25 protein-coding genes are annotated in these 26,334 nt (G+C 67.8%); 9 read left to right on the forward strand and 16 right to left on the reverse strand.

All coding sequences use genetic code 11. The features are described 5' to 3' along the window. Positions 1-166: 166 nt before the first annotated feature. The 5 genes from ACFPQ5_RS11285 to ACFPQ5_RS11305 all read right to left on the reverse strand — a co-directional run bounded on the left by ACFPQ5_RS11285 (position 167) and on the right by ACFPQ5_RS11305 (position 3,996). A complete protein-coding gene (locus ACFPQ5_RS11285; RefSeq protein WP_379755092.1) occupies positions 167-568 on the reverse strand; it encodes a hypothetical protein in 402 nt (133 codons plus the stop codon). Between the two features lie 57 nt (positions 569-625). Further along, positions 626-1,240, reverse strand: a complete 615-nt coding sequence (locus tag ACFPQ5_RS11290; RefSeq protein WP_379760083.1) for a TMEM175 family protein — start codon at positions 1,238-1,240, stop codon at positions 626-628. A gap of 25 nt (positions 1,241-1,265) precedes the next feature. Continuing rightward, positions 1,266-3,059 carry an amidohydrolase gene (locus tag ACFPQ5_RS11295; RefSeq protein ID WP_379755095.1) on the reverse strand — a complete coding sequence of 598 codons (1,794 nt, stop codon included), beginning with the start codon at positions 3,057-3,059 and terminating at the stop codon, positions 1,266-1,268. Between the two features lie 104 nt (positions 3,060-3,163). Beyond that, positions 3,164-3,547, reverse strand: coding sequence for an OsmC family protein (locus ACFPQ5_RS11300; RefSeq protein ID WP_379755098.1), 384 nt, complete (start codon positions 3,545-3,547; stop codon positions 3,164-3,166). A gap of 26 nt (positions 3,548-3,573) precedes the next feature. Next, the gene (locus tag ACFPQ5_RS11305; RefSeq protein ID WP_379755101.1) at positions 3,574-3,996 is read right to left on the reverse strand and encodes a DoxX family protein; all 423 of its coding nucleotides are present in this window, start codon (positions 3,994-3,996) and stop codon (positions 3,574-3,576) included. Between the two features lie 266 nt (positions 3,997-4,262). Between ACFPQ5_RS11305 and ACFPQ5_RS11310 the strand changes: the two genes are divergently transcribed. Continuing rightward, on the forward strand, positions 4,263-5,336 hold the full coding sequence (locus ACFPQ5_RS11310) for a porin (RefSeq protein WP_379755104.1): 1,074 nt from the start codon (positions 4,263-4,265) through the stop codon (positions 5,334-5,336). 7 nt (positions 5,337-5,343) lie between these two features. Here the strand turns inward: ACFPQ5_RS11310 and ACFPQ5_RS11315 are convergent, their stop codons facing one another. The 4 genes from ACFPQ5_RS11315 to ACFPQ5_RS11330 form a co-directional block, all read right to left on the reverse strand. Next, positions 5,344-6,006: a response regulator transcription factor gene (locus tag ACFPQ5_RS11315; RefSeq protein ID WP_379755107.1), complete on the reverse strand. Its 663-nt coding sequence runs from the start codon at positions 6,004-6,006 to the stop codon at positions 5,344-5,346. A 24-nt stretch (positions 6,007-6,030) separates the two neighbouring features. Continuing rightward, the gene (locus ACFPQ5_RS11320) at positions 6,031-6,300 is read right to left on the reverse strand and encodes a XapX domain-containing protein (RefSeq protein ID WP_379755109.1); all 270 of its coding nucleotides are present in this window, start codon (positions 6,298-6,300) and stop codon (positions 6,031-6,033) included. Between the two features lie 57 nt (positions 6,301-6,357). Next, a complete protein-coding gene (locus ACFPQ5_RS11325) occupies positions 6,358-7,044 on the reverse strand; it encodes a hydrolase (RefSeq protein ID WP_379755112.1) in 687 nt (228 codons plus the stop codon). A 114-nt stretch (positions 7,045-7,158) separates the two neighbouring features. Beyond that, on the reverse strand, positions 7,159-7,866 hold the full coding sequence (locus tag ACFPQ5_RS11330; RefSeq protein ID WP_379755115.1) for a YoaK family protein: 708 nt from the start codon (positions 7,864-7,866) through the stop codon (positions 7,159-7,161). A gap of 214 nt (positions 7,867-8,080) precedes the next feature. On the opposite strand from ACFPQ5_RS11330, the gene ACFPQ5_RS11335 reads away from it, so the two are divergent. From ACFPQ5_RS11335 to ACFPQ5_RS11360, 6 genes are all read left to right on the forward strand, one after another. Then, complete coding sequence (locus ACFPQ5_RS11335) at positions 8,081-9,046, forward strand: alpha/beta fold hydrolase (protein WP_379755118.1); 966 nt, start codon at positions 8,081-8,083, stop codon at positions 9,044-9,046. Positions 9,047-9,162: 116 nt separating this feature from the next. Next, positions 9,163-9,789: a response regulator gene (locus ACFPQ5_RS11340; RefSeq protein ID WP_379755121.1), complete on the forward strand. Its 627-nt coding sequence runs from the start codon at positions 9,163-9,165 to the stop codon at positions 9,787-9,789. A gap of 17 nt (positions 9,790-9,806) precedes the next feature. Further along, the gene (locus ACFPQ5_RS11345) at positions 9,807-11,684 is read left to right on the forward strand and encodes an amidohydrolase (RefSeq protein ID WP_379755124.1); all 1,878 of its coding nucleotides are present in this window, start codon (positions 9,807-9,809) and stop codon (positions 11,682-11,684) included. Positions 11,685-11,812: 128 nt separating this feature from the next. Continuing rightward, complete coding sequence (locus ACFPQ5_RS11350; protein ID WP_379755127.1) at positions 11,813-13,369, forward strand: sensor histidine kinase; 1,557 nt, start codon at positions 11,813-11,815, stop codon at positions 13,367-13,369. Between the two features lie 33 nt (positions 13,370-13,402). After that, entirely contained in the window at positions 13,403-14,038 is a 636-nt protein-coding gene (locus tag ACFPQ5_RS11355) for a response regulator transcription factor (RefSeq protein WP_379755130.1), read from the forward strand. 102 nt (positions 14,039-14,140) lie between these two features. Continuing rightward, positions 14,141-14,980, forward strand: a complete 840-nt coding sequence (locus ACFPQ5_RS11360; RefSeq protein ID WP_379755133.1) for an alpha/beta fold hydrolase — start codon at positions 14,141-14,143, stop codon at positions 14,978-14,980. 57 nt (positions 14,981-15,037) lie between these two features. Here the strand turns inward: ACFPQ5_RS11360 and ACFPQ5_RS11365 are convergent, their stop codons facing one another. From ACFPQ5_RS11365 to ACFPQ5_RS11390, 6 genes are all read right to left on the reverse strand, one after another. Beyond that, positions 15,038-16,474 carry a catalase gene (locus ACFPQ5_RS11365; protein ID WP_379755136.1) on the reverse strand — a complete coding sequence of 479 codons (1,437 nt, stop codon included), beginning with the start codon at positions 16,472-16,474 and terminating at the stop codon, positions 15,038-15,040. A 72-nt stretch (positions 16,475-16,546) separates the two neighbouring features. Next, positions 16,547-16,987, reverse strand: a complete 441-nt coding sequence (locus ACFPQ5_RS11370) for a DoxX family protein (protein WP_379755139.1) — start codon at positions 16,985-16,987, stop codon at positions 16,547-16,549. A 50-nt stretch (positions 16,988-17,037) separates the two neighbouring features. After that, the gene (locus ACFPQ5_RS11375; RefSeq protein ID WP_379755142.1) at positions 17,038-17,391 is read right to left on the reverse strand and encodes a hypothetical protein; all 354 of its coding nucleotides are present in this window, start codon (positions 17,389-17,391) and stop codon (positions 17,038-17,040) included. Between the two features lie 280 nt (positions 17,392-17,671). Further along, complete coding sequence (locus tag ACFPQ5_RS11380; RefSeq protein ID WP_379755145.1) at positions 17,672-18,643, reverse strand: PDR/VanB family oxidoreductase; 972 nt, start codon at positions 18,641-18,643, stop codon at positions 17,672-17,674. Beyond that, positions 18,640-19,692, reverse strand: a complete 1,053-nt coding sequence (locus tag ACFPQ5_RS11385) for a Rieske 2Fe-2S domain-containing protein (RefSeq protein WP_379755148.1) — start codon at positions 19,690-19,692, stop codon at positions 18,640-18,642. The genes ACFPQ5_RS11380 and ACFPQ5_RS11385 overlap by 4 nt, the downstream gene beginning before the upstream one ends. Before the next feature lie 12 nt (positions 19,693-19,704). Further along, positions 19,705-20,886: an ABC transporter substrate-binding protein gene (locus ACFPQ5_RS11390; RefSeq protein ID WP_379755151.1), complete on the reverse strand. Its 1,182-nt coding sequence runs from the start codon at positions 20,884-20,886 to the stop codon at positions 19,705-19,707. A gap of 119 nt (positions 20,887-21,005) precedes the next feature. On the opposite strand from ACFPQ5_RS11390, the gene ACFPQ5_RS11395 reads away from it, so the two are divergent. Beyond that, on the forward strand, positions 21,006-21,914 hold the full coding sequence (locus ACFPQ5_RS11395; protein WP_379755154.1) for a LysR family transcriptional regulator: 909 nt from the start codon (positions 21,006-21,008) through the stop codon (positions 21,912-21,914). Between the two features lie 42 nt (positions 21,915-21,956). Here ACFPQ5_RS11395 and ACFPQ5_RS11400 read toward each other — a convergent pair whose 3' ends face one another. Beyond that, positions 21,957-24,911 carry a sensor histidine kinase gene (locus tag ACFPQ5_RS11400; RefSeq protein WP_379755157.1) on the reverse strand — a complete coding sequence of 985 codons (2,955 nt, stop codon included), beginning with the start codon at positions 24,909-24,911 and terminating at the stop codon, positions 21,957-21,959. Positions 24,912-25,198: 287 nt separating this feature from the next. Between ACFPQ5_RS11400 and ftsZ the strand changes: the two genes are divergently transcribed. Further along, a complete protein-coding gene (ftsZ, locus tag ACFPQ5_RS11405) occupies positions 25,199-26,326 on the forward strand; it encodes a cell division protein FtsZ (protein WP_379755160.1) in 1,128 nt (375 codons plus the stop codon). The last annotated feature ends 8 nt before the right edge of the window (positions 26,327-26,334 follow it).

A 26,334-nucleotide genomic window follows, 5' to 3' on the forward strand; every position in this document is an offset into this window, starting at 1 on the left:
AAAATGCTTCATGCGCAGCGCGTGGAAACATCGTGCAGCAGAGAGTTTACTGAGGGTATTTCGTATATAGAGGCAGCAATTATATTCCAAAATGATATGAAAGTCAATTGCTCATCTATTCTGGAGTGTGCTAGTAAATACGGATAGCCCGCTCCGTGCGCGCATTTCAGCCCCTGTCAGGGCCGGGCGGCGCGTCGACGATCAGCTCGGGCTGCAAGGCCCGGATCCGGATTTCCGTGAAGTAGCCGCCGGCCTCGTTATAACGGAGATAGTGCCGCTGACAGTCGAGACAGCGCACGACGGCGCAACGGTTGTAGGGGTAGAAACGGGGCGCGATCGGCGCGGTGTCGCTCTCGTAGCGCGTCCCGGCCGGATGGTATTCGGCGAAGGTCGGCTCGTCGTAGGGATCGTCGAACAGGAAGCCGACCTGTTCGAGGCGCTCCGGCTTCAGCGTGAGCGGCACCGCCCGCCAGGCCGCGAGCGATACGGCCGTGCAGCTGCAGGGAAGCGTGACCGCGGCGGACGCCTCGGCCAGACCTACCAGTGTGTCGAAATCGATTCTTTGCATAGTCGGCCTGTCAGTGTGCTTGACTCGATTGTAAGCGACCCGGCCAGCCGCGCGTCCTTAGCGCGACGCCTGCGCTTCCTCGCCCGCATCGCCCTCTTCCAGCGCCAGCCTGCCCTCGATGCGCCGGTCCGGTATGAACCATGCAATGGCAACGCCGACATAGATCGCCAGGCCGAGCCAGGCGTGCACCAGTCCCAGCGCAATCCCGCAGGCGTACGCCGCCAATGAGAGCCAGCCCTTGCGGTCGGCGCCGATGGCCCGCGCCAGCGTGGCATTCGCACGGTCCAGGCGCAGCAGGCCGTGTTCGAGCATCGCATAGCCGACCGCGCACATGAACAGCACCGCGCCGTAGGCGGCGACCGGCACCGTCTCCACCCCGGCGTGGCCCATCCAGGCCGTCACGAAAGGCAGCAGCGACAGCCAGAACAGCAGGTGCAGGTTCAGCCAGAGGATACGGCCGTCGACGCCGCGCACCGCCTGGAACAGGTGGTGATGATTGTTCCAGTAGATGCCGACGTAGACGAAGCTGAGCGTATGCCCCAGGAGGACCGGCAGCATCGGCTCGAGGACGGCCAGCGTCGCGCCATGCGGCACCTCCAGTTCCAGCACGAGGATGGTGATGACGATGGCGATCACGCCGTCGCTGAAGGCTTCCAGCCTGGCTTTGCCCATGCCCATGACTATGCCCATGCAGCGCTCAGCGGTTCTGGTAGCCGCCGTACGCCGCGACCGGACTCCAGCCCGGGGACACCGGCGGCAGCTGCGGCGCCAGCGGCGCATATGGCCCGGCGCCGTAGACCACCTTGCCGTTGACGACGGTGAGCACGCTCTCCAGGCGCTTGATCTTCTCGGCGTCGATGCTGAAGTAATCCTGCGGCAGCACGACGAAGTCGGCGTACTGGCCGCGCTTGATGGTCCCCTTCAGCTTTTCCTCGCCGCTCATCCAGGCCGAACCCGTCGTCATCAGGCGCAGCGCCTGGTAGCGGCTGAGCACATCCTGGTCCTGCCAGATCCGCATGCCGCCGGCGGTCTTGCCGGTGGCGGCCCAGTAGATCGACGGCCAGGGGTTGTAGCTCGACACGCGGGTGCCGTCGGTGCCCAGGCCGACGGGCACACCCATCTCGAGCATCTTGCGGATCGGCGGCATCTGGCGCACCTGCTCGCCATAGCGCTTCCAATACGCCTCGCCCTGGAAGTGCATGCGGTCCTGTACCGCCACGCCGCCGCCCAGCTTCCTGATGCGCGCCAGCTGGCCGTCGGTGATGGTCTCGGCATGGTCGACGATGAAGCGCAGGCCGTTCAGGGGCGTCTTCGCGTTGACCTTCTCGATCGCGGCCAGGTCGCGGTCGATGCTTTCGCCGTAGGTCGCGTGCAGGCGGAAGGGCCAGCGCTTCTTGACCAGCAGGCTCACCACGCCTTCGAGTTCGCCCTCCATCGATTCCGGCAGCTCCGGACGCGGCTCAAGGAAGTTCTCGAAGTCGGCGGCGCTCGCGACCAGGTTCTCGCCGCCGCCCTCGGCCGAAAAGCCGTTCGGGTAGAACATGTGGTCGTTCTTCTTCGGATGGGTCATGGTCGTCCAGCGCTGGAAGTCTTCGAGTTCCTTGCCGGCGCGCTGGGCGAACAGATAGTAGGAGGTGCGCACGGTCAGCTTGCCGCCGCGCGCCAGTTCCAGCGTCACGCCGTAGTCGTCCGGGTAGTTCTGGAAGCCGCCGCCCGCGTCGATGGCGCTGGTCACGCCGAGGCGGTTCAGTTCCCGGTAGTAGTGCAGGGTCGAATTGAGCTGGTCGTCGCGGCTCAGTTTATTCGTCTTCGCCAGCGTCGAATACAGGATCAGCGCGTTCGGCTTCGCGATCAGCTTGCCCGTCGGTCGGCCTGCCATGTCGAGCTCGACCTCGCCGTCCTTGAACTTCGTCTCCTTGGTGTAACCCAGGGCCTGGGCGCCCTTCTGGTTCAGGAAGCCCAAGCCGTACAGGTAGAGGATGAAGACCGGCCGGTCGGATACGGCGGCATTGATCTCTTCCAGGGTCGGCAGGCGCTTTTCCTCGAACTGGTACTCGTTCCAGCCGCCGACCACCTTGACCCACTCGCCTTCCGGCGTGCGCGCGGCCTGCTCCTTGAGCATCTCCAGCGCGCGCTTGAGCGAGGTGACGCCGTCCCAGCGCAGCTCCATGTTGTAGTTCAGGCCTTCGCGGATCACATGCAGGTGCGAGTCGTTCAGGCCCGGGATCACGGTGCGCCCGCCGGCGTCGATCAGCTGGGTGGACGCCGTCTTGAGCTTGAGGATGTTTGCGTTGCTGCCGGTCGCCAGCACCTTGCCGTCCTTGACGGCGACGGCCTGGACGAACTCGCCCTCGCGGGCCATGGTGGCGATCTTGCCGTTGGTGAGGATCAGGTCGGCCTGGGCCAGTGCCTGTCCCTGTGCGGCAAACAGGCTGGCGGCAAGGGCCGTCGACAGGAGCGCGCTGCGCTGCATGGGGGTGCGGGTGATCATGGTCGTGGTCTTTCGTTGTTTGCGAGGCTGTGCAGCCTGGTGGACGATAGCGGCTGGCATCCGATCCGTCCCCTGCCTTATGGCCGGGGACGGATCGGCGCCGGTCAGACGGCTTCGGTGGTGATGGCGATCTGGCCGGACAGGGTCTTGTGCACGGGGCACTGGTTGGCGATCGCGGTCAGGCGTTCCTTCTCGGCGGCGCCGAGTGCGCCGACATACTCGATGCGGCGGTGGAAGGCATAGGCTTGCCCTTCCTGGCCGTGGCTGACCGCCACCCGCACTTCCTCCAGCGGCCAGCCCTTGCGGCGCGCATACAGGTTCACGGTCAGGGTGGTGCAGGCCGCCAGGGCCGCCGCCAGCAGGTCGTGCGGCAGCGGACCGCTTCCTTCCCCGCCTGCCTCGACCGACGCATCCGTCAGGAGCGTGTGCGGTCCGATCTGGATCACTTGCTGCAGCGGCCCGGCGCCGCGGTGGGTTCTCACTTCCATGATGTTCTCCTCGTTCCGGCGCTCGATCAGGCGGCCTGGGCGCGCAGACCGCGTGCGCCCTGCCGGCTGGCGGCCTGGCGCGCGCCTTCCGCGGCGAAGATGGCCAGCATGCCGCCCAGGATCGCCAGGTTTTTCAGGAAGTGGTTGAGCTGGTTCTGGAATTCGGCCGCATCGGCGCTCCAGAAGCCGTGGAAGATCAGCGTGACCGGCACCAGGAACAAGGCCAGCGCCGCAGCGGCCAGGCGCGCCTGGAAGCCAGTGACCAGGGCCAGGCCGCCGCCGACTTCGAGCAGGATGGTCAGCACCAGCAGCAGGCCGGCAGCCGGAATGCCGGCGCCATTCATCCAGGCGGCCACGCCGGCAAAGCCGAGCACCTTGCCGATGCCGGAGACGACGAAGAGGACGCCGGCGAGCGCGCGGCCGATTGGGTAGAGTTTGCTGTTTTCCATCTTGCTTCTCCTTCAGGTGTGAAATTGGGCAGAGGCCGTTCGAACGATTCGAACCTGCGAAGAGCGGTGCTTTCGTCCAGCACGCTGTCGTTGGCTTCCATGGAAATCATTATGGCTTTCGCATCGGCGAAAGAAAAACGAGTAATTGGGCCGTCCATCATCGAATTCTTCGATGGTCCATGGGACAGCCTCGCCTTGCCAAAGGGTGGGGGTCGGCAAGCGGTCCGATTGCTAGGATCGGCCTTTCCTCACTCCAGACGAGCTCCATGCAAGCCTCCCTCATTCGTACATCCCTGCTTGGCCTGCTGGCCAGCCACGGCCTGGCCCAGGCCGAACCGCCGCAACTGTATGGGCGCCTGAACCTCGGCATCGAACAGATGGGCGTGCACGGCGGCACCTCGTCGGCGCGGTTGTCGAACTACCGCTCGGTGTTCGGCGTGCGCGGCGGCGAAGACCTGGGCGGCGGCCTGCGCGCGCTGTTCCAGGTCGAAGGAACGCTCTCGCCCGACACGGGCGCCGGTGCGGTCGCGGCGCGCGATACCCGCGTCGGACTCGCCGGACGCTGGGGCACGCTATTCGCCGGGAACTGGACCACGCCCTACAACAGCGCCAGCGCCGGCCTCGATCCCTTCTACCCGACCACGGCCGGCTACATGAGCATCATGGGCAACGGTTCGGCGGCCAGCGCCGACAATGCCAGCGACACCAGCTCATTCGACCGCCGCCAGCGCAACAGCCTGCACTACTGGAGCCCTTCCTGGCGCGGCTTGTCTCTGCGGCTGGCCCGTGGCCTGAGCGAAGAGTTCCCGGCCAGCGGCGCCCGGCCGGCGCTGGATTCCGGCGCCCTGCTGCTCGAGCAAGGCGCCCTCTACGCCGCTCTCGCCTACGAGCGCCACCACGCCTACCGCGGTCCCGGACTGGACGACCACGCGCTCAAGCTGGCGGCAACGTACGACTTCGGCGCGGTGAAGCTGGCCGGCGCGGTCGAGCGCCTGCACTACGAGACGGCCGGCGGCGTACTGGAACGCAGTGCCTGGTTCCTGGCGCTGACGCGCCAGTTCGGTCGCCATGGTCTACGCTTCGCGCTGGCACGGGCGGGTGACGGCAAGGGGGCCGGCGCGCAGCGCGTCGGCTTCGTCACGGCCGGCAGCGATACGGGCGCCTTCCATGCGACACTCGGTTACGACTATGCGTTGTCGAAGCGCAGCAGCCTGTTCGCCTTCTACACGCGGCTGCGCAACGACCGCCGCGGCGTCGCCGATTTTGCGATCAATGGACTCGATGGGGGAATGGGTGCGACGGCTTCCGGCGCCGCGCTGGGCATGCGCCACGCCTTCTGAAAGCTCGTTACCGGCTGCGAGTCTTTGAGACTTGCAGCCGCTCGGCGTCGCGCACCAGGTCGGGCAGCGAGCGCGCCGCCATTTTTTCCATGACCTTGCGCTTGTGGGTCTTGGCCATGATTTCGCTGACGCCGAGTTCGTCGGCGATCTGCTTGTTCAGCAGGCCGCCGATCACCAGGCGCAGGGTTTCGTGCTCGCGTGGAGTCAGGCTGGCGTGGCGCCGCCGCAGTTCGGCCAGCTCGCGGCGCGCGGCCAGGCCGGCCGCGTCGAGGGCCAGTGCGTCGCGCACGGCCTGGAGCAGCGCTTCCGGGGCCACCGGCTTGGTCAGGAACTCGACGGCGCCGGCCTTCATGGCGCGTACCGAGAGCGGGATCGAGCCGAAGCCCGTCATGAAAATGATGGGAAGTTCGTTGCCGAGGCGCGCCAGCTCGGCCGCCACGTCGAGCCCGCCGATCTCGGGCATATGGATGTCGCAGACCAGGCAGGACGGGGCGTCGAGACGGGCCTGGGCGACGAAATCGAGGCCGGTCGAGAAACCGCGCGCTTCGATGCCTTCTGCCTGCAGCAGGTTCAGCACCGAGGCGCGCACGCCGTCGTCGTCGTCGAGCACGAAGACGACGGGCGCCATCGTCCTGCCCGCCTGCCGCCCGCCTTCCTGTTGCACGTTCATCCTTGCTCGCTCCTCTGCTCCTTGCTAGGCGGCCCGGTCGTCCTGCTTCGCCAGGGGCGCCGGCCTTGCCTCGACGCCGGTGATGCGGGCCACGCACTCGGTCCGCAGCCAGCCGACGGTAATCGGCTCGCGCGTCACCAGCTTGCGGATGACCGGGCCGGCCTGTTCGCCGATCAGCATACCCAGCAGCCCGACCAGCGCAATCGCCGGCGGCGCCGGCGAACGCACCTGCATCAGGGCGTAAATCAGGCCGACCAGCACGCCGGCGGCCAGCGACACGATATAAACTTTCATGGCATCTCCGCTGGTCCGGCCAGGCGCCGTGCGCCCGGACCGGACACTCTGTCTCGATTACTTCGCCGCTACCGGTGCGAGCGTCTCATGGCTGCCGCTGATGCGCTGCGGTGCCTTGTGCACCATCGTGTACGCGTAGTCGACGCCCATGCCGTAGGCACCGGAGTGCTCGCGGACGATTGCCATCACTTCATTATACGTATCGCGATGGGCCCAGTCACGCTGCCACTCGAGCAGCACCTGCTGCCAGGTCACCGGCACGGCGCCGGCCTGGATCATGCGCTGCATGGCGAAATCATGCGCATCCTTCGAGGTGCCGCCCGAGGCGTCGGCCACCATGTAGATCTCGTACTCGCCTTCGAGCATCGCGCACAGGGCGAAGGTGGTGTTGCAGACTTCGGTCCACAGGCCCGACACGATGACCTTCTTGCGGCCATTGGCGGCCAGGGCGTCGCGCACCTTCTGGTCGTCCCAGGAATTCATCGAGCTGCGCTCCAGGATGTCCTTGCCGGGGAAGACGTCCAGCAGTTCCGGGTAGGTGTGGCCCGAGAAGCTCTCGGTTTCCACGGTGGTGATGGTGGTCGGGATATTGAAGACCTTCGCCGCCTTGGCCAGGCCGACGGTATTGTTCTTCAGGACCTGGCGGTCGATCGACTGCACGCCGAAGGCCATTTGCGGCTGCTGGTCGATGAAGATCAGCTGGCAGTTGTCGGGGGTCAGGACTTCGAGTTTTGGATTGCGCATTGGCTGCCTCTTTGTTTGTGGGTGGTTGGGTAAGATGAAAACGATCGTAGCGAGCCGGGACTTCTTCCGACAGTATCCGAAGGGATAGGGCCGGCTACGAAGGGATAGGGCCGGCTACGAAGCTTTGGCCTGCGCCGCCGGCTGGCTTGCGGCTGCCGGTTTTTCCGACACCAGCAATCCAACCAGGATCAGCGCAGGGAGCACCAGCGCGGCAAAGCCGAACCAGTGGAATGCGAATGCGGCGGCCACGCAGCCGGCGGCGAAGGCCAGCAGCGGCCACAGGAACTTGGCGAAGCGGGTTTTCAGGCCAGGGTCGTCGGCGCCGCGCAGCAGGTCGACGATGTCGATCACGATCTGCGTCACGTTCCCCGTCATCATGGAGGTTGGCACCAGGTGGCCCAGCAGCAGGCGGCTGGTGGCGCTGTGGGCGCCCATGCCGGCTGCGCCCAGCAGGCCGGCCGCCATCGCCAGCGGCCCCGCCTCCGTACCGACCGGCGTCGCCGCGATGCCGAAGCCCATGAAGCCGAGCAGCAGCACCAGCTCCAGCAGCAGGGCCGGACGCAAGGCCGGGCCATGGCGCCGTTCCACCAGCACCACCAGGATCCGGGCCAGCGCCACGCCGGCGATAAAGGCCGGGAAGGCGAGCCACTTCAGCAGGATCGAGTTGCGTGAGGAATCCGCCAGCGCCGCGCCGATCAGGATGAAGTTGCCGGTGACATGGGCCGTGAACAGGCCGAACAGGGCCAGGAAACCGAGCGTATCGACATAGCCGGCCAGGAAACCGAGCGCCGTTCCCTGCGCCTGGCTGCGTTTTTCATTCATGCGTTTCTCCTGTCGCTGCACGATGCTGGGGCGGGTGCAGCCCCAGTCCACCGTGCGTGCCGCCATGCTAGGACGGGCCGGCCGGCGCCGCCCCTCCCATTCGGCCAGTTCGGGAGCGACCCGGTCTTTTGACGGGGGCCGTGGCGGTGCTCCCTGCCTAGACTGGCCGCACCCTGCCATCGAAGCGCAGGACCCACATCCTGAAAGGACATCCATGCAAGAACAATCGCTCTCCCGCCGCTCGCTGTTGACCGGCGCCGTCGCCTCCGCCGCCGGTGCCGGCCTCGCCGCCGCCGGCAGCGCAGCCGCCGCAACCGGCGCCCGCCCTTCCGCACCCGTCCAGCCCGGCGGCCGGGCCGGCAACTTCCTCACCGTGGCCGACGGCACGGTCATTCATTACAAGGACTGGGGCAGCGGCCAGCCGGTCGTGTTCAGCCATGGCTGGCCCCTGCAGGGCGACGCCTGGGAAGACCAGATGTTCTTCCTGGCCTCGCACGGCTACCGCGTCATCGCCCACGACCGCCGCGGCCACGGGCTCTCGAGCCAGCCCTGGAGCGGCAACGACATGGATACCTATGCCGACGACCTGGCGGCCCTGATCAGGCACCTTGGCCTGAAGAAGGCGGTGCTGGTCGGCCACTCGACGGGCGGCGGCGAAGTCACCCGCTACCTGGCGCGCCACGGCAGCGCACGCGTCGCGAAAGCCGTGCTGGTGGGCGCGGTGCCGCCGCAGATGCTCAAATCCCCGGGCAACCCGAACGGCTTGCCGATGGAGGTGTTCGACGGCATCCGCAAGGGCGTGCTGGGAGACCGCGCGCAGTTCTTCATGGACCTGACGCTGCCCTTCTACGGCTACAACCGTCCCGGCGCCAAGCTATCGGAAGGCGTACGCGACACCTTCCGCGCGCAGGGCATGCAGTGCGGGATCAAGAACGCCTACGACTGCATCAAGCAGTTTTCGGAGACCGACTTCACGGCCGACCTCAAAAAGATCGACGTGCCGACCCTGATCGTGCACGGCGACGACGACCAGATCGTCCCGATCGACGCCTCGGCACGCGCCGCGGCGAAACTCGTGAAGAACGCCAGCCTGCTGGTCTACGAAGGCGCGCCGCACGGCCTGCCGACCACCCACAAGCAGCGCCTGAACCAGGACCTGCTGGCCTTCATCCAGGTCTGAGCCGGCCGCGCCTATCCTTTGGTATAGCTAGACCCCGGGCCGGCCGGCGCCGAGAATGGCACGGCCGGCCCAACATGCGCCGGCGCCCATCCCAGTTGCCCCCGCAGGAGCCCACCTTGGACACGCCCACGATTTCGGTCGTCATCGCCGACGACCATCCCCTGATCCTTGCCGGCATCGCCACCCTGATCGAATCCGAGCCGGACCTGGTCCTGCTCGGCCAGGCGGCCGACGCCGATGGCGCCGTCGGCCTCTACGAACGGCTGCGCCCGGACGTGCTGCTGGTCGACCTCAACATGCCGGGCAGCGGCCTGGAGGCGATCGCCCGCGTGCGCGGGCAGGACCCCGACGCAAAGATCGTGATCCTCACCACCTTCGAGGGCGACGAGGACGTCCACCGCGGCCTCGCGGCGGGCGCGGCGGGCTACCTGCTCAAGCAGTCGTCCTTCGACGAGATCGCGCTCTGCCTGCGCCAGGTCGTGCGCCACGGGCGCTACCTGCCGGCCCGGCTGGCGCACAAGCTGGCCGCGCGCATCGATGCCGGCGCACTGTCGCGGCGCGAACTCGACATCCTGGCGCACGTCTGCGCCGGCAAGAGCAACAAGCTGATTGCGCGCGATGCCGGCATCGGCGTCGGCACCGTCAAGTACCACATCAACAACATCCTGTCGAAACTGAACGTCTCGTCACGTACCGAAGCAGCCTGCGTCGCCCAGCAACGCGGCCTGCTGCATTCCTACTGAACCCGCAAGGAGCAAGCATGCAAGCACCAGCACCCGCCTCGGCGCCACAGAAGCCGCCTCCCCTGATCCTCTTCAACGGCTGCTTCCACACGGTCGACCGCGAAAATCCCCAGGCCAGCGCCGTCGCCATCCAGGACGGCAAATTCCTCGCCGTCGGCGACAGCGACGACGTCATGCGCCACCGCGCGCCCGGCAGCCAGGTGATCGACCTGAACGGACGCACCGTCATCCCCGGCCTGAACGACTCGCACCTGCACCTGATCCGCGGCGGCCTGAATTACAACCTCGAGCTGCGCTGGGAAGGCGTGCCCTCGGTGGCCGACGCCCTGCGCATGCTGCGCGAACAGGCGCAGCGCACGCCGAACCCGCAGTGGGTGCGCGTGGTCGGCGGCTGGAACGAATTCCAGTTCGCCGAGAAGCGCATGCCGACCATCGAGGAAATCAACTGCGCCGCGCCCGACACGCCGGTCTTCGTGCTGCACCTGTACGACCGCGCCCTGCTCAACCGCGCGGCCCTGCGCGCGGTCGGCTACGACCGCAACACGCCGAATCCGCCGGGCGGCGAAATCGTACGCGACGCCGACGGCAATCCGACCGGCATGCTGATCGCCCGGCCCAACGCCATGATCCTGTACGCGACCCTGGCCAAGGGCCCGACCCTGCCGCACGACCTGCAGGTGAACTCGACGCGCCAGTTCATGCGCGAACTGAACCGCCTGGGCGTGACCAGCGCGATCGACGCCGGCGGCGGCTTCCAGAACTATCCCGAGGACTACGCCGTCGTCGACGAACTGGCGCGCCAGGACCAGCTGACGATCCGCATCGCCTACAACCTGTTCACCCAGAACAAGGGCCGCGAACTGGCCGACTTCGAACAATGGACGGAGATGGTCAAGCCGGGCGACGGCAGCGATTTCTACCGCCATAACGGCGCCGGCGAGATGCTGGTGTTCTCGGCGGCCGACTTCGAGGACTTCCTGCAGCCGCGCCCGGACCTGGCGCCAGGCATGGAGGGCGAACTGGAGAAGGTCGTGCGCCACCTGGTGCAGAATCGCTGGCCGTTCCGCCTGCATGCGACCTACGACGAATCGATCTCGCGCATGCTCGACGTGTTCGAACTGGTGAACCGCGAGATTCCCTTCGACGGCCTGTCCTGGTTCTTCGACCATGCGGAAACCATCAGCCCGCGCAACATCGAACGCGTGCGCGCGCTCGGGGGCGGGATCGCGATCCAGCACCGGATGGCCTTCCAGGGCGAATTCTTCGTCGAGCGCTACGGCGCGGAAGCGGCCAAGGCCACGCCGCCGGTGGCGCGCATGCTGGAAATGGGCGTGCCGGTCGGCGGCGGCACCGACGCCACCCGGGTCGCCAGCTACAACCCGTGGACGGCCCTGTACTGGCTGGTCTCGGGCCGCACGGTGGGCGGCCTGCGCCTGTACGACGCGGGCCAGCGGCTGCCGCGCCAGACCGCACTGGAACTCTGGACCAGCGGCAGCGCCTGGTTCTCGAGCGAGCAAAACAAGAAGGGCCGCATTCGCGCCGGCATGCTGGCCGATCTCGCCGTACTGTCGGGCGACTTCTTCCGCGTGCCGGAAGAAGAGATCAAGGCCATCGAGTCGGTGCTGACGGTCGTCGGCGGCAGGATCGTCTATGGCCAGGCGGAGTTTGCGTCGATCGCTCCGCCGCCGATTCCCGTGCTGCCCGAGTGGTCGCCGGTGAACAAGGTGAGCGGTCATTACCGGGCCGCGGCGCCGCAGCCGGCGCTGGCGCACCAGTGCCAGGGTCCGTGCGGCGTCCATGGCCACGGCCACGACCGCGCGCGCCGCTCGAACATGCCCGTCTCCGACCACCAGGGCTTCTGGGGCGCGTTCGGCTGCAGCTGCTTCGCGTTCTGACACGCGTTTTGATCCTCAGTACGACTATCGTATGAATGGATAAGGGAGAGTCGCTCCGATAATGGGATCGAGCGCCGCGCCGGATAGGAGTGCGCGGCACCACGTTCGCATTGAAGAAGGTACTCTCCATGACCCTGGTCCACCCGTCCGGCGCCCTCGCGCGCCGCCTGCCCCAGCGCCCGCCGCCTGGCGTTCCACGCGAGGCCCCTGCCCGCACCGGCTCCCGGCCGCCCCCGGCCGCCGTTCCCTACGCCGGCGGCATCGCTTTCGTGGCCGGCCGATCGGTCCCCGAACTGATGCGCCATCTGGAACGGGCGCGCCAGGAGGCCCGCGCCGCCGGCGGTGCGGCCTATGCACGCGAACTCGACACCCGTTTGCGCCTCATACGCGGCCTGCTGCAACCCGGCGGCGCAGCCGATCTGCGCCTGCTGTGCGCTGCCACGGAAGCGGGTCCGAATGAGCGCTTCGGCTATTGGGTGACCTGTCTCGGGGCCGCGTGGTACGCCGACGCGCCGGACGCCGCACTGCGCGCACTGGGAGCCGCGCCCAGCCCGGACGCGCTGGCCTCGGCCGGCGACCTGATGCTGTTCCACCTGTTCGCCACGCTCGCGCTGGCCCGCTGGGCGCCGGCCGCCCCGTCCGCGCAGCTGGCGGCGCACTGCGCCAGCCTGCGCGACCTGGACGCGCGCTGCCAGGCGACCGGCGGCGCCATGCACGCCCTCGCGCTGGCCGCCTGTGCACGCAGGCGCGGCGAGGCCATGGCCGCGCTCACCGGCTTCGAATGCGCCGCTGCCGATGCGGCGCGCCTGGGCCTGCACTGGCTTGCCACGCTGGCCTGGGAACAGGCGGTCCTGCAGGCACAGGAGGCCGGCCTGCATGCCGCGGCGCTGCACTACCGCCAGCAGTGCCTGGAACATTACCGCTGCTGGGGCGCGCTCGGCCGCCTACAGGCCATGCAGCTTGCCTGGGGCTGTACCGAGGGCGCCGCCCGCTTCGACCTGGCCATCGCCCACGAACTTAACCAGCCGCTGGCGGCGATCGCCCTCCATGCGACGGCGGCCGGCAAGTGGCTGCAGCGCGCCACGCCCGATCTCGGACGGGCGCTGGACTCGCTCGCCCAGATCGGCGCCGCGGGCCGCCAGGCCGGCGAGATCGTGCGCGGCCTGCAGCGCGCGGCCGCGAACCTGCCGATCGAGACGGCCGCGGTCGACCTGGACGCGCTGGTACGGGAAGCCGTGCAGCCGCTAGAACCCCGGCTGCACAGACACGGCACCGCGCTCGAACTGGCACTAGGCCTGCACGGCTGCACGACCGCGGCGAACCGGGTCCAGCTGCAGCAGGTCCTGACCAACCTGGTGGTGAATGCGATCGAGGCGCACGCCGGCCATCGAACTGAGACGCCCTGGATCCGCATCGAGACCCGGCGCGGCGCGGACGGCGCTGTCGAACTGACGGTCAGCGACAACGGCCCGGGTATCGCGCCGGCCGACCGCGATCGCGTGTTCGCCTGCCGCTTCAGCACCAAGCCGCGCAAGGCCGGCAAGGTATCGGGAATGGGACTCTCGCTCTGCCTGTCGATCCTCGGCGCCCACGGCGGCGACCTGCGCTTCGAGCCCGGCCCGGACGGCGGCGCCTGCTTCCGGGCGCGCCTGCCGGATGGCGCATCGCAGGGGCCGGCGCGATAGCGGGTATCATTGCCGAAATCCGACCGCACACTCATGCATACTCCTGTCCGCTCCCCAATCCGCGTCATGGTCGTCGACGACCATCCGATGATGCGAGAAGGCATATCCGCCGCCCTGCTGGCCGAGGGCGGAATCGAAATCGTCTGCACCGCCGCCAACGGCAGCGAGGCGATCGCCGACTTCGCGCGCCACCGGCCCGACGTCTCCCTGGTCGACCTGCAGATGCCGGTCAAGGACGGCCTGGAGGCCATCATCGGCATCCGCGCCCTGCACCCGGATGCGCGCATCGTCGTCCTGACGACCTACCGCGGCGACGCGCGCGTGGTGGCGGCCCTGAAGGCGGGGGCCGCCGCCTACCTGCTGAAGGACGTGTCCAGCGCCACGCTGGCGCAGGCGGTCCGCAACGTCTACCAGGGCGCCAGCGTGATCGCGCCGCTGGCCCAGCACGACGTCGACAGCCATTACCAGGCCGACGCGCTGTCGCCGCGCGAACTCGACGTCCTGCGCCTGGCCGCCAACGGCAATTCCAACCGCGTGATCGGCGAGGCGCTCAGCATCAGCGAGCCGACGGTGAAAACCCACATGAGCACCATCCTGGTCAAGCTCGGCGCCAGCGACCGCACCCACGCCGTCACGCTGGCGACCAGGCGCGGCTACATCAGTTTGTGAGCGCCGCGTATCCCTTCGTATAGCTAGGCCGCGACCGTCATCGCCTCCACAATGGACGCAGCGCCGCAGGCCCGCGGCGCCCACTCCTGAAAGGATCGCAGCATGACCCATACCCGCACCATCGACTCCGTCACCACGCACGACGGCACCGTCATCCACTTCACCGACTGGGGCCACGGCACGCCGGTCGTCTTCAGCCACGGCTGGCCGCTGTCGGGCGACGCCTGGGAAGACCAGATGCTGTTTCTGGCCGAACACGGCTACCGCGTGATCGCCCACGACCGCCGCGGCCACGGCCGCTCGAGCAAGGCCTGGCACGGCAACGACATGAACACCTACGCCGACGACCTGGGCGCCGTGCTGGACGCGCTCGACATCACGGGTGCAACCCTGGTCGGCCATTCGACCGGCGGCGGCGAGGTGGCGCGCTACATCGGCCGCCACGGCACGAACCGCGTTGCAAAGGCGGTGCTGGTCGGCGCCGTGACGCCGCAGATGATGACCTCGCCGAATAATCCGGACGGCGTGCCGATGTCGGTCTTCGACGGCATCCGCGAAGGCGTGCGCAGCGACCGTGCGCAGTTCTTCCTCGACCTGACCATGCCCTTCTTCGGCTTCAACCGCCCCGGCGCCAAGGTGTCGGACGGGATGCGCCAGTCCTTCCTGATCCAGGGCCTGCAATGCAGTATCAAGAGCGCCTACGCCTGCGTCAAGCAGTTCTCCGAGACCGATTTCACGGAAGACCTCAGGAAGATGACGATCCCGACCCTGGTCATCCACGGCGACGACGACCAGATCGTGCCGCTGGCGACGACCGCGCGCCGCGCCGTCGAGCTGCTGCCGCAGGGCCGCCTGTCGGTCTACGAAGGCGCCGGCCACGGCCTGCCCTCGACCCACAAGGACCAGCTCAACGCCGAGCTGCTGGCCTTCCTGCGCAGCTGATCCAACATCGATGTGCCGCAAGCCGGCACGGGAGGGGCGCAGGCCCCTCCTCTTCCCTTACTTATCCAGACGCTCGAATGCCGCCCGGACGCCGGCGCCGTAGGCAGGATCGGCCATGGCGCAATGTGCCGCATGGCGTGCCTTCACTTCCTCCGACACCCCGCGCATCGCGCGCGCCGTGTTATCGAACAGGACCTGCTGCTGAGCGGTCGTCATCAGCCGGAACAGCGCGCCGGGCTGCGAATAATAATCGTCGTCGCTGCGGTGGTTCCAGTGGTCGGCCGCGCCTTCGAGCGCCAGCGGCGGCTCGCGCAAGTCGGGCTGCTCGCGCCATTCGCCGCGGCTGTTCGGCTCATAGGGCGTGGTGGCGCCCAGGTTGCCGTCGATACGCATCTGGCCGTCGCGGTGGTAGCTGTGGAAGGGGCAGCGCGGCGCGTTGACCGGGATCTGGTGGTGGTTCACGCCGAGCCGGTAGCGCTGGGCGTCGCCGTAGGAGAACAGCCGCCCCTGCAGCATGCGGTCGGGCGAGAAGCCGATACCGGGCACGATGTGCGCCGGATTGAAAGCCGCCTGCTCGACTTCGGCGAAGAAGTTCTCCGGATTGCGGTTCAGTTCCATGACGCCCACTTCGAGCAAAGGATAGTCGGCATGTGGCCACACCTTGGTGAGATCGAAGGGATTGATGTGGTAGGCGGCCGCGTCGCGCTCGGGCATGACCTGGACATACATGGTCCAGCGCGGGAACCGGCCCGCCTCGATCGCTTCGTAGAGGTCGCGCTGCGCGCTTTCGCGGTCGCGGCCGATCAGGTCCCGGGCTTCGGCGTCGGACAGGTTCTCGATGCCCTGGGCCGTCCTGAAGGTGAACTTTACCCAGTGGCGCTCGTTGGCGGCGTTGATGAAGCTGTAGGTATGGCTGCCGAAGCCGTGCATGTGGCGGTAGCCGCGCGGCAGGCCGCGTTCGCTCATCAGGATGGTGATCTGGTGCAGGGCTTCGGGCAGCAGGGTCCAGAAGTCCCAGTTGCTCTCGGGACTGCGCAGGCCGCTGCGCGGATCGCGCTTGATCGCATGGTTCAGGTCCGGGAACTTGAGCGGGTCGCGCATGAAGAACACGGGGGTATTGTTGCCGACCAGGTCCCAGTTGCCCTCTTCCGTATAGAACTTCATCGCGAAGCCGCGGATGTCGCGCTCGGCATCGGCCGCGCCGCGCTCGCCGGCGACGGTCGAGAAGCGCACGAACATCGGCGTCGTCTTGCCGACCTCGCCGAACAGGCGCGCCTTCGTATAGCGGCTGATGTCTTGCGTCACGGTGAAGCTGCCCCAGGCGCCGGCGCCCTTGGCGTGCATGCGGCGTTCGGGGATCACTTCGCGGTCGAAATGCGCGAGCTTTTCCAGGAACCAGACGTCCTGCAGCAGCATCGGGCCGCGCGGCCCGGCCGTCTGCACGTTCTGGTTGTCGGCAACCGGCGCGCCGGCCGCGGTGGTCAATGTCTTCATCTGTCCTCTTTCAGTGTTGTGGAAAGCTGGACAGCGTACTGGCGGGCCGCGTGCTTGCCACTACCCTAAAGATCAGGCGCCAGGTGCGGCCTGCCCTCGCTGCAGATCGGTCCAGGCGACGATCAGGAAGGCGCCCACCAGGCCCAGGTGCTCGAAGAAGCCGTTTTCCGACATCGTGCGCACCATCCCGTCCAGCAGCCAGAAGCGGTTGGCGACGCAGTTGGCGGCGAGGGTGAACAGCGCCAGGTACAGGGCACCGAGCCAGCGCAGCCTGCCGCTCAGAATCAGCAGCGAGGCGCCGAGCTCGCCGGCGATGACGAGGAGCGCGAACGGCAGCGCCGGCGTCAGGCCGAAGTGGCGCATCTCGGCCAGCGCGGCCGGAAAGTCCCATGCCTTGACGAGCGCCCCTTGCAGGTAGGCGGAACAGAGCAGCAGCAGGAAGCACCAGTAAAGCGCCCTGGGCCGCTGTTGCGGGCGCCGGGTCGGGATGGAATGGACGGAGTGCAGGTACATGAAGCGGTCCTTCGGCAGATAAAGATGGTTGACCTGGGAGCGGCTTTCGCTCAGCGCGGAATCAGGTAGCGTCCCGGCAGCGCGCCGGCCGCGCCGCGTCCCGCCCCGGCGTCCGCCTCCGACATCAGGCTGCGCACATGCGTGGTGAGCAGGCACCTGCGGCGTCCGTTGTGGAAGAATTCGTGAGAGCCGCGCAGCACGTGGCCGTCGGCGAAGCGGATTTCGAAACTGACCTGGCCACGCTTGGAAGCGCTGCCCCAGTCGGCCAGCACCCGGTCGGCGCAATGGAATTCGCTGAGCAGGGCCATGGCGTTGGCCGCGTTCCAGAGACGGATCTGCTCGACGTCGACTTGCTCGTCCATGCGGGGCGTGGACGCCGAGGGTCGGATGATTGAAAGCGTCATGGTCAGGGGACTGGTTGGATTGGGAGGCAGCATACGCAATCGCCGTCCCCTGCGCCCCTGCCGAAATGCGGGGCCGGCGTCGCGCTTGTTCGTGTCTTTGGCACGCCGTACGACCGACGTTCGGCGCCAGGACCATCCTTCCTGATTGCCGGTCCGAAGGATTGTTACTTGTTCCGCCGCCGTTGGCGCAAGGTTTGTTAGCTGGTCTGTGCTCACCTGTTGGTTAGTTACATTTAATGCGGACAAGCCGATGCGCTACGCGCGCACCGGCTTAGCCATGCTACAAATCCAGTACCAGCTCCGGACTGCATGCACGCGAACAACAGGGCGTGAACCGGTCGTTCGCCGCCCGCTCCTCATCGAGCAGGTAATGGTCGCGATGCTCGGGCGTCCCGCTCAGCACGCGGGTCACGCAGGTGCCGCAGATGCCCTGCTCGCACGATACCGGGATCTCGATCCCGTGTTCCTGCAGCACCGCCAGCACCGTCTTCCCGCTCGGGACGGTCAGCGCCCGGCCGCTGCTGGCGATGCGCACGACGAATTCGCTGTCGGCGCCCTGCCCGCCCGCCGGCTGCGCCGGTGCGCCAAAATATTCGCGATGCACCCTGCCCCCGGCCCAGCCCTGCGCGGCGGCCAGGCCTGTTACCGCATCGATGAAGCCGGCCGGACCGCACACGTAGACATGCGTCGCCGGTTGCGCGGCCCGCAGAAGCCCCTCGAGGTCGAGTTTCGAGTCCGGATCGGCATCGAAATGGAAGCGCACGCTGTCGGCAAACGGCGAGCCGGCGAGTCGTTCGGCGAAGGCGGCGCGTTCGCGCGAACGCGCGCAGTAATGCAGGCGAAAGCGCGCCCCCGCCTGCGCCAGCCGCTCGGCCATGCACAGGATCGGGGTGATGCCGATGCCGCCCGCCAGCAGCAGGTAGTCCTCGGCCGCTTCGAGCGCGAAGTGGTTCTTCGGTTCGCTGATCGTCAGCACGTCGCCGGCCTGGACGCGCTCGTGCATGGCGGCCGAACCGCCGCGCGAGGCCGGATCGCGCAGCACCGCGATCAGGTAGCGGTGCCGTTCGGACGGGTGGTTGCAGAGCGAGTACTGGCGCGTGAGTCCCGGCGCGATCGCGACGTCGACGTGGGCGCCGGCGGAGAAGGCCGGCAAGGGGCCGCCGTCGAGGCTGGCCAGTTCGAAGCTGGCGATGCCCTCGGCCTCGCGCGTCTTCGCCACTACCCTCACCTGCAATGGCAGCGGCGTGCTCATGCCGCGGCCGCAGACAGCGCGGCTGCGGGCGCCGCGTTGTCCCTGATCAGGCGCTCGATCACCCGGCGCGCCCGGTTCGGGCCGACGTCGACGTGGATGTCGATCTGCGGCGCGTTCGGATGCTTCTTCATGTTCTCGTACTGGGCTTCGATCACGACCTTGTCCTCGTAAAAGGTCAGCGCCGTCTGCTCGTACACGAGGTCGATGACGTTCGCGCGCTCGGGATGGTGGTTGGCCGCCATGGTCCACAAGTAGTGCGCGGTGGTGTCGGTCTCCGGCGTGATCGCATGGAAGCCGCGCATGTGGAAGCCCCCGCGTTGCGGGTCGTTCATGTCCTCGGTGCCGACGTCCGCGCCGCCGGTCCAGATGTTCAGGTGGCTGACCTTGAACTCGACTTCCTGCCAGCGGTCGATCCTGCCCTCGAAGGGCCAGGCGCCGAGATAGGTCGGCGGCGGCACGGAATCGGGCATGTAGCGCAGCACGCGCACCTGGTCGCCCGCCGCTTCCACCTTCAGCTCGGCGTTCATGTGCACCGCCGCGTTGCCGCCGATGGTTTTCAGGTGCACGTAGCCGAGATGGCTCAGGTCGAGCAGGTTATCGTGGATCAGCTGGTAGGGCGCGTCGTAGTGGAAGACGTCGCCGCGGAAGGTGTAGCGCGGGTCGCTGTGGATCGGGTAATCGGGCGCCTCGCAGGTCGGCGCCGCGCCCTCCTCCTGCGGCATCCAGATCCACAGGATCTGGTCCTTCTCGACCAGCGTGTACGACCTCACGCGCGCCTTGACGGGAATGCGCTCCTGGCCCGGCACCTCGAGGCAGGCGCCGCTCGGGGCGAACAGCAGGCCGTGGTAGCCGCAGCGCACCCCGCTGTTTTCGACCGTGCCGCAGGACAGCGGCAGCGACTTGTGGCAGCAGCGGTTCTCGAGCGCGGCCACCTCGCCGGAGCCCGTGCGGAACAGGACGATGTTCTGGTTCAGCAGCGTGCGCGCGAGCGGCTTGTCGGCCAGCTCCCAGGCAAAGCCAGCGACGTACCATCGATTCAGTGGGAACATGATGAATCTCCTTTATTTGCCGGCTTCCTTGGCCGGATCCTTGACGCCGTCGAAGCGGTCGATTTCGGTGGCCACCAGCTTGGTGCCCTGCTTGTCGATGCGGCGGATGTACATGGTCTGGACGATGTCGCGCGTGGCCGGATCGATCGTCACCGTGCCGCGCGGGCTGCTGCTGGTATAGCCTTTCAGCGCATTCATGAAAGTCGCACCGTCGGCATTGCCCTTGGTCTTGACGAGCGTATTGGCAATCAGCGCCATGCCGTCGTAGGAGGACGCGGCGAGAAAACTCGGCTGCATCTTGCCGCCCACGGTCTTGCCGAAAGCTTCGACGAACTTCGCGTTCTCCGCGCCCGGCCGGGTATAGGAATAGAAGCCCGAGGAATAAATGCCGACCAGGGCGTCGCCGCCGGCTTTCAGCACATCCTCGTCGCCCCAGCCCTCGCCGCCGAGGAAGCGGATGTTCGCCTTGTCCAGTCCCTTCTCGCGGTAGGCCTTGGTAAAGGAGACCATCGGCTGGCCGTTCGGCAGGAACACGTGGATGGCGTCGGGCTTTTCGTCCTTGATGCGCTGGACGAAGGCGCCGTAGTCGACGCTCCCCATCGGCATGCGCACCGAGCCGACGATCTTCCCGCCCAGCGCCGTGAAGGTGTTGTTGAACCAGGTTTCGGCATCCAGGCCCGGCGCGTAGTCGGCCACCACCGTGTAGACGCGGCGCGCGCCGGTCTTGTAGGCCCATTCGGCCAAGGGTTTCGCGGACTGGGCGATCGTGTAGGAGACCCGCGTCACGTAGGGCGAACGCGCCGTCAGCGCGGAGGCGGCGGCATTCATGACCACCATCGGCTTCTTGCCCTGGTCGGCGATCGCGGCGGCGGCCATCGCGTTCGGCGTGAACACGAAACCGGCGAGCACGTCGACCTTGTCGCGGGTGATGAGTTCCGTCGCCAGGCGCTTGGCGATGTCGGGCTGGGTGCCGGTATCGTCCTTGTAGATGACTTCGATCTTCTTGCCGGCCACGGTGCTGCCGTGCATGCGCAGCCAGGTGTCGATGCCCGCCTTCATCTGGGCGCCGCTCTCGGCGGCGTGGCCGCTGAGCGAGGTGATGACGCCGATCCTGACCGTGTCCGACGCTGCGAAGGCGGTGGGTGCGGCGAACGATGCGGCAATGCACATCGATACGATCGAAAAACGATTCATGCCTGTCTCCTTTGTTGTGTGGCGCCGTCTCGTTCTATCGGCGACCTGCACACAATCTTAGAGAAACTGTGTTATAAAACAAGCCAATCTACTGCATAACGTTTATTCGATTTTTAGATATGAGCGAAGCCTCCGAATTCGACCTGAACCTGCTGCCGGTGGTCCTGGCGATCGCCGAGGAGCGCAGCGTCAGCCGCGCGGCCGAGCGGCTCGGCTGGAGCCAGCCGAAAGTCAGCATCGCGCTGAACAAGCTGCGCGCGGCCCTGGACGACCCGCTGTTCATCCGCTCCTCGCACGGCATGGCGCCGACGCCGCGGGCACTGGCCCTGATGGCGCCGACGCGCGAGATCCTCGACCGGATCAGGAACGAAGTGCTGGCCGGCGCCGCCTTCGACCCGGCCACCACCACGCGCCGCTTCACCTTCGCCCTGTCCGACATCGGCGAGATGACCTTCCTGCCCAAGCTGCTGGCCTACCTGCAGACCCACGCGCCGAGCGCCACCGTGCGCTCGGTGACGCTGCCGCCGGGCGACATCGCGGCCGGGCTCGAAGCCGGCGAGATCGACCTCGCCGTCGGCTACTTCCCCGACCTCAAGGCACGCAACTTCTTCCAGCAGCGCCTGTTCACCCACTCCTTCATCAGCCTGCTCAACGCGAAACACCCGATCCGCGGCAAGCGCATCTCGATGGAAGATTTCCTGCGCATCGGCCACGCCGTGATCAGCGCCGAGGGACGCAGCCAGGAGGTCTTCGAGCAGCTGCTGGCGAAGCACCGGATCGAGCGCCGCATCGTGCTGTCGACGCCGCACTTCATGTCGATTCCCTTCATCATCGCCTCGACCGATCTGCTGGTGACGGTGCCGTATGCGGTGGGCGAGTCCTTCGCCAAGATCGCGAACATCCGCCTGATCGAGCCGCCGCTGGAGATACCGCAGTTCGACCTGAAGCAGCACTGGCACCGCAAGTTCCACAAGGACGGGGCGAACGTGTGGATACGGTCGGTGCTGGTGAAGCTGTTCGCGGGCTGATCCCGTCCGCCCGCGCCGAGGCGCCCTGCCGGACGCCCCGGCTCAGCGCTTCCAGGCCCGGCCCGCGCGCCGTCCGCCATCCGCATAGGCCAGCGCCGCCTTGATCTGGATCCGCCAGCGCGTGCCGGCGCCAGGTGCCGTCTCCAGGCGCGCATCGGCATGGATCAGCCGGGCGCGCTCTTCGATGCCGCGCAGGCCCCAGTGGCCACGCTTTTCGCCGGCGCCGGCGTCGAAGCCGCGTCCGTCGTCGCGCACGGTCAGCACCAGCGCGCCCGCGCCGTAGTCGACGATTGCTTCATAGTGCGTTGCCTGCGCATGGCGGAAGGCGTTGCGCAAGGCTTCGCGTCCGATGGCGCACAATTCCTGCTCGACGACCGGATGAAGCGGGCGCGCTTGCCCGACGCAGCGCAGGATGAAGTGCTGGCCGGGCCCGGCGTCCTGCTCGCCCGCGCTGCGCAGGAAATCGTGCAGCGCGGGCTCGTGGCGCGCGCCGTCGCGCAGGCTCGCGACCTTGTCGCGTCCTTCCGCGATGGCGGTCTTGGCGTCGCGCAGGCTTTGTCTCAGCTTGTCCCCCAGCGCCGATTCGGATGCGGGCAGGATCGCCGTCACCTTCATCACGAATCCCTGGAAGGTCTGGAGCACGGTATCGTGCAGGTCGCGGGCGATGCGCTCGCGCTCTTCGATCTGCGCGGTCAGGCGCTCGGTCAGCGCCCGGGTCAGGAAGCGCAGCCGCAAGCGATAGCCCAGCCAGAGCAGCAACAGGCCGGCCAGCACGCAGCCCAGCTTGAAGTACACGGTCTGGACCAGGGTCGGCGCCACGCGCAGGTCGAGCGTCTGTTCGCCTTCGGTCCACACGCCGTCCCAGTTCATGGCGCGCACCCGGAAGCGGTAGTCGCCCGGCGCCAGTCCCGTGTAGGTGGCGCTGCGTTCGCTGCCGGTCTGCCAGGCCGTGTCGACGCCGTCGAGCCGGTAGCTGAACATGACGCGTTCGGGGCGGCCCAGCGCCGGCGCGGTGAAATCGAAGCGCAGGCGCGTGGTGCCGGCGCGCACGAGCGGCGGCTGCGTCAGCGGGTAGCCGAGTTCGTCGCCGGTGAGCGCCACCAGTTCCGGCTTCGGCGCCAGCGGATTGCGTTCGCGCAGCGACGGATCGAGTTCGAAGATGCCGTCGGTCGTCGTCACCCACAGGCGGCCATTCACCATTCGCAAGGAAGCCACCCGCGCGGCCGAACCGCTGTAGCCGTCGCGCGCATCGAGCAGGACGTAGCGCAGCGGCGCACCGGAATCGACCGCGCGGCGCCAGTCGCCCGCCTCGACACGCAGCAGGCCGGTGTCGCCGTTCAGCCAGCGGGTGCCGTCGGCGCCGACGAAGACGCCGCTCACCCGCCGCAGCACCGCGTCGCGCTGCGTGTGCAGGCGCCGGAAATGCCCATCGTGCAGGACCGCCACGCCCGCCTCGCCGCACACGACCAGTTCGGGCGCGCCGGATACGCAGCTCGCCTCGCCGATCCCGACCAGGGCGGCCTGGTCGTATTCGGTCCGCACCTGTCCATGCTCGAACAGGACCAGGCGCCCGTCGGCCAGCGCGCGCCACATCTGGCCGCGCTGGCCGACCGCACTGAAAACGAACTCCGCCCCGGGCAGCGCATCCAGCCGCCGCCATGCGCGGCCGTCCCACAAGCGGACCGGCACATTCAGTCCGCCGAGCCAGACGCGTTCGCCGTCGCCGCGGGCCCAGGCGGCAGGCGGCAGCGGTCCCGGCGGACCGATACGGGTCTCGACCCCGTTGCGGCGCACGCTGATGCCGTCGTCCCTGAGGAAGACGATCGCGCCGTCGGGCGCGGTCATGGCGCCGCGGTAGGTTCCCGGCAGCGCCGTCGCGCGGCCCGCGACCGGATCGTAGTGCCATCCGCGCCGCTCCTGGGGCGCGACCAGCCACACGCTGCCGTCCGGGTCGGGCGCGATATGGAAGTCTCCCTTGATGCCCGGCAGCCCGACGGGACGCAGGGTATTGCGGCGAAAGCGCTCCACGCCGGTCGGCAAACCGAGCCAGATGTCGCCGTCGCGGTCCTCGAATATGACTCCCGGCGCCAGCGAACTCAGTTGGCCGAGCCGGTCGAGCCGGCTGGTCGCGGCTTCGGCCACGTCGATGCTGACGCGCGCACCCATGCCGGCCGATGCGGCGAGGCAGACGCCGGTCGGGCAACGCAGTGCCCACAGGTTGCCGCCACGGTCGAAGATGACGCTGCCGCCGGCGCCCTGCCTGAGGTAGGCAGGGCGCTCGCCGTCCACGGCCGGCGCCGCGACGAGCGCAAACTGGCCGTCCGCACCGGCCCAGAGCCGGCCGTCCGGGGAACTGGTGAACTCGACCATCTTCTTCGGCATCGCGCCGACCGAGGCCAGCGCCTCGGCGGGAACGCAGCGGCCGGCAGCCCGGTCGATGCGGAACAGGTGATCGAAGGAGGCGCCCCACAACTGCCCGCCGCGGTCGAACGCGACCGTGAACGGCGCGTCGGGACAGCCCCGGGCCGGCCCGAGCTTCGACCAGCGCCCCTGCTTCAGCTGCCACAGGCCGAAGGAAGTGCCGACCCAGAGCGTCCCGTCGCTGTCGCGCACGACGTCGTTGGTCTCCTTGACGGGACCATCCTTGCTTGCGGGCGCGAGATGCTCGAGCCGGCCGTCCGCGCGCAGCACGCTGAGGCCAGGCGCTTCGTAGCCGATGTACAGGTCGCCGTTGGCCTGGGCCGACAGTTCCCAGATACGTGCGTTCAGCAGCTGCGCGCCGTTCGTCGGCGCCATGGGATGGAAACGCACGCCGTCGAAGCGGTACAGGCCGTTATCCGTGCCCAGCCAGAGCCAGCCGTCGGGCGTCTGCGTGATGCTGCGGACGTGCAGCGGCGCGCCGTCGCTCGCGGTCCAGGCGGCACGGTTGTAGTCCGCCAGGGTCGGACCCTGTTCCCGGGCACAGGCGACGGCACTCAATACGAGTCCCAGCAGCATGCCGCACAGCCTTTGCCACCGAGTCATCGTCGCAATCCGCCCCATCTATCCATCCCGCTCGGCCATCCAGTTGACATAAGGCCGAGAGTCTATAGAAAAATTGTCTCTAGTAAAAGATTAACTGAATGGCAGCGATCCCGGCCCTGCCACCCTTTTATCGCGAACGCACGGGCTCTTACAAATCGTTTCGATTGAAATGTTTTCGCGCTATCGTGCGCGCCCTCGCAGCAAGTAGGCTATCGGGCTCGGCATTAGCCGACTGCAATTTTCTTCAAACGGAGTCTTCCTTGTCCGAGTCTAAACTTCCCCATCCCACCACGGTCATCAAGATCATCGGCGTCGGCGGTGCCGGCGGCAATGCCGTCAACCACATGGCAGCCTCCGGACTGTCCACGTTCGAATTCATCTGCGCGAACACGGACGCGCAAGCCCTCTCCAACACCCGCACCGAAAAACGCATCCAGCTCGGAGAAAGCGGCCTGGGCGCCGGCAGCGACCCGGCGGTCGGCCGCGACAGCGCCACCCGCGAACGCAGCCTCATTGCCGACGCGCTCAAGGGCGCCGACATGGTCTTCATCACCGCCGGCATGGGCGGCGGCACCGGCACCGGCGCCGCTCCCGTGATCGCGGAAGTCGCGCGCGAGCTGGGCATCCTGATCGTCGGCGTGGTCTCCAAGCCCTTCGAATTCGAAGGCCCGCGCCGCATGCGCGTGGCCGAGGAAGGCATCGCGACGCTGGCGCGCTGCGTCGACTCGCTCATCATCGTCCTGAACAGCCGCCTCGAGGAAGTGCTGGGCGAGGACGTCACGCAAAAGCAGGCCTTCGCCGCCGCCGACGAGGTCCTGAGCAAAGCGGTGACCGGCATCGCCGACATCATCGCCGTGCCGGGGATGGTCAACGTCGATTTCGAGGACGTGCGCACGGTGATGCGCCAGACCGGGATGGCGATGATGGGCACCGCCCAGCACGCCGGCGAGGACCGCGCCGTCAGGGCGGCCGAAGAGGCCATCGCCTGTCCGCTGCTCGACGGCGCCAACCTGCGCGCCGCGCGCGGGGTGCTGGTCAACATCGCCGCATCCGAGGACACGCTCAAACTGCGCGAAACCAAGCAGGTGATGAACACGATCTGCGAGCAGACCAACGAGGACGCCGTCATCAAGTTCGGCGCCGTCTACGACGAGACGCTGGGCGACGCCATGCGCGTGACGGTGGTGGCGACTGGCCTGAACCGGCCTAGCGACTTCACGCTCGGCACGCGGCGCTCGTCGATTTCGGGCGCGCGCGGCCAGCCGCAGTCGGTCCTGCGCCAGACCCCGATGCACGCGCCGGTGCGGCAGGGTTCAAACCAGCACGAGTCGCGCTCCGCGCCCATGTCGCGCCAGTCCGCGACGCCGCCCGGCGAGGAGTCGCAGTAAAGCCGAGG

The organism is Massilia suwonensis (assembly GCF_042655665.1).
GTDB classification, from domain to species: Bacteria; Pseudomonadota; Gammaproteobacteria; order Burkholderiales; family Burkholderiaceae_D; genus Telluria; species Telluria suwonensis.

Bases quoted from the DNA above. Each gene is read 5' to 3' on its own strand.
- ACFPQ5_RS11300 (WP_379755098.1), bottom strand. From the start codon at position 3,547: ATGGAAGTGAGAACCCACCGCGGCGCCGGGCCGCTGCAGCAAGTGATC.
- ACFPQ5_RS11400 (WP_379755157.1), bottom strand. From the start codon at position 24,911: ATGCTGCTGGGACTCGTATTGAGTGCCGTCGCCTGTGCCCGGGAACAG.
- ACFPQ5_RS11325 (WP_379755112.1), bottom strand. From the start codon at position 7,044: ATGCGCAATCCAAAACTCGAAGTCCTGACCCCCGACAACTGCCAGCTG.
- ACFPQ5_RS11365 (WP_379755136.1), bottom strand. From the start codon at position 16,474: ATGAAGACATTGACCACCGCGGCCGGCGCGCCGGTTGCCGACAACCAG.
- ACFPQ5_RS11310 (WP_379755104.1), top strand. From the start codon at position 4,263: ATGCAAGCCTCCCTCATTCGTACATCCCTGCTTGGCCTGCTGGCCAGC.
- ACFPQ5_RS11395 (WP_379755154.1), top strand. From the start codon at position 21,006: ATGAGCGAAGCCTCCGAATTCGACCTGAACCTGCTGCCGGTGGTCCTG.
- ACFPQ5_RS11335 (WP_379755118.1), top strand. From the start codon at position 8,081: ATGCAAGAACAATCGCTCTCCCGCCGCTCGCTGTTGACCGGCGCCGTC.
- ACFPQ5_RS11295 (WP_379755095.1), bottom strand. From the start codon at position 3,059: ATGATCACCCGCACCCCCATGCAGCGCAGCGCGCTCCTGTCGACGGCC.
- ACFPQ5_RS11315 (WP_379755107.1), bottom strand. From the start codon at position 6,006: ATGAACGTGCAACAGGAAGGCGGGCGGCAGGCGGGCAGGACGATGGCG.
- ACFPQ5_RS11360 (WP_379755133.1), top strand. From the start codon at position 14,141: ATGACCCATACCCGCACCATCGACTCCGTCACCACGCACGACGGCACC.
- ACFPQ5_RS11390 (WP_379755151.1), bottom strand. From the start codon at position 20,886: ATGAATCGTTTTTCGATCGTATCGATGTGCATTGCCGCATCGTTCGCC.
- ACFPQ5_RS11290 (WP_379760083.1), bottom strand. From the start codon at position 1,240: ATGGGCAAAGCCAGGCTGGAAGCCTTCAGCGACGGCGTGATCGCCATC.
- ACFPQ5_RS11305 (WP_379755101.1), bottom strand. From the start codon at position 3,996: ATGGAAAACAGCAAACTCTACCCAATCGGCCGCGCGCTCGCCGGCGTC.
- ACFPQ5_RS11375 (WP_379755142.1), bottom strand. From the start codon at position 17,391: ATGACGCTTTCAATCATCCGACCCTCGGCGTCCACGCCCCGCATGGAC.
- ACFPQ5_RS11370 (WP_379755139.1), bottom strand. From the start codon at position 16,987: ATGTACCTGCACTCCGTCCATTCCATCCCGACCCGGCGCCCGCAACAG.
- ACFPQ5_RS11330 (WP_379755115.1), bottom strand. From the start codon at position 7,866: ATGAATGAAAAACGCAGCCAGGCGCAGGGAACGGCGCTCGGTTTCCTG.
- ACFPQ5_RS11355 (WP_379755130.1), top strand. From the start codon at position 13,403: ATGCATACTCCTGTCCGCTCCCCAATCCGCGTCATGGTCGTCGACGAC.
- ACFPQ5_RS11385 (WP_379755148.1), bottom strand. From the start codon at position 19,692: ATGTTCCCACTGAATCGATGGTACGTCGCTGGCTTTGCCTGGGAGCTG.
- ACFPQ5_RS11345 (WP_379755124.1), top strand. From the start codon at position 9,807: ATGCAAGCACCAGCACCCGCCTCGGCGCCACAGAAGCCGCCTCCCCTG.
- ACFPQ5_RS11350 (WP_379755127.1), top strand. From the start codon at position 11,813: ATGACCCTGGTCCACCCGTCCGGCGCCCTCGCGCGCCGCCTGCCCCAG.
- ACFPQ5_RS11320 (WP_379755109.1), bottom strand. From the start codon at position 6,300: ATGAAAGTTTATATCGTGTCGCTGGCCGCCGGCGTGCTGGTCGGCCTG.
- ACFPQ5_RS11285 (WP_379755092.1), bottom strand. From the start codon at position 568: ATGCAAAGAATCGATTTCGACACACTGGTAGGTCTGGCCGAGGCGTCC.
- ACFPQ5_RS11380 (WP_379755145.1), bottom strand. From the start codon at position 18,643: ATGAGCACGCCGCTGCCATTGCAGGTGAGGGTAGTGGCGAAGACGCGC.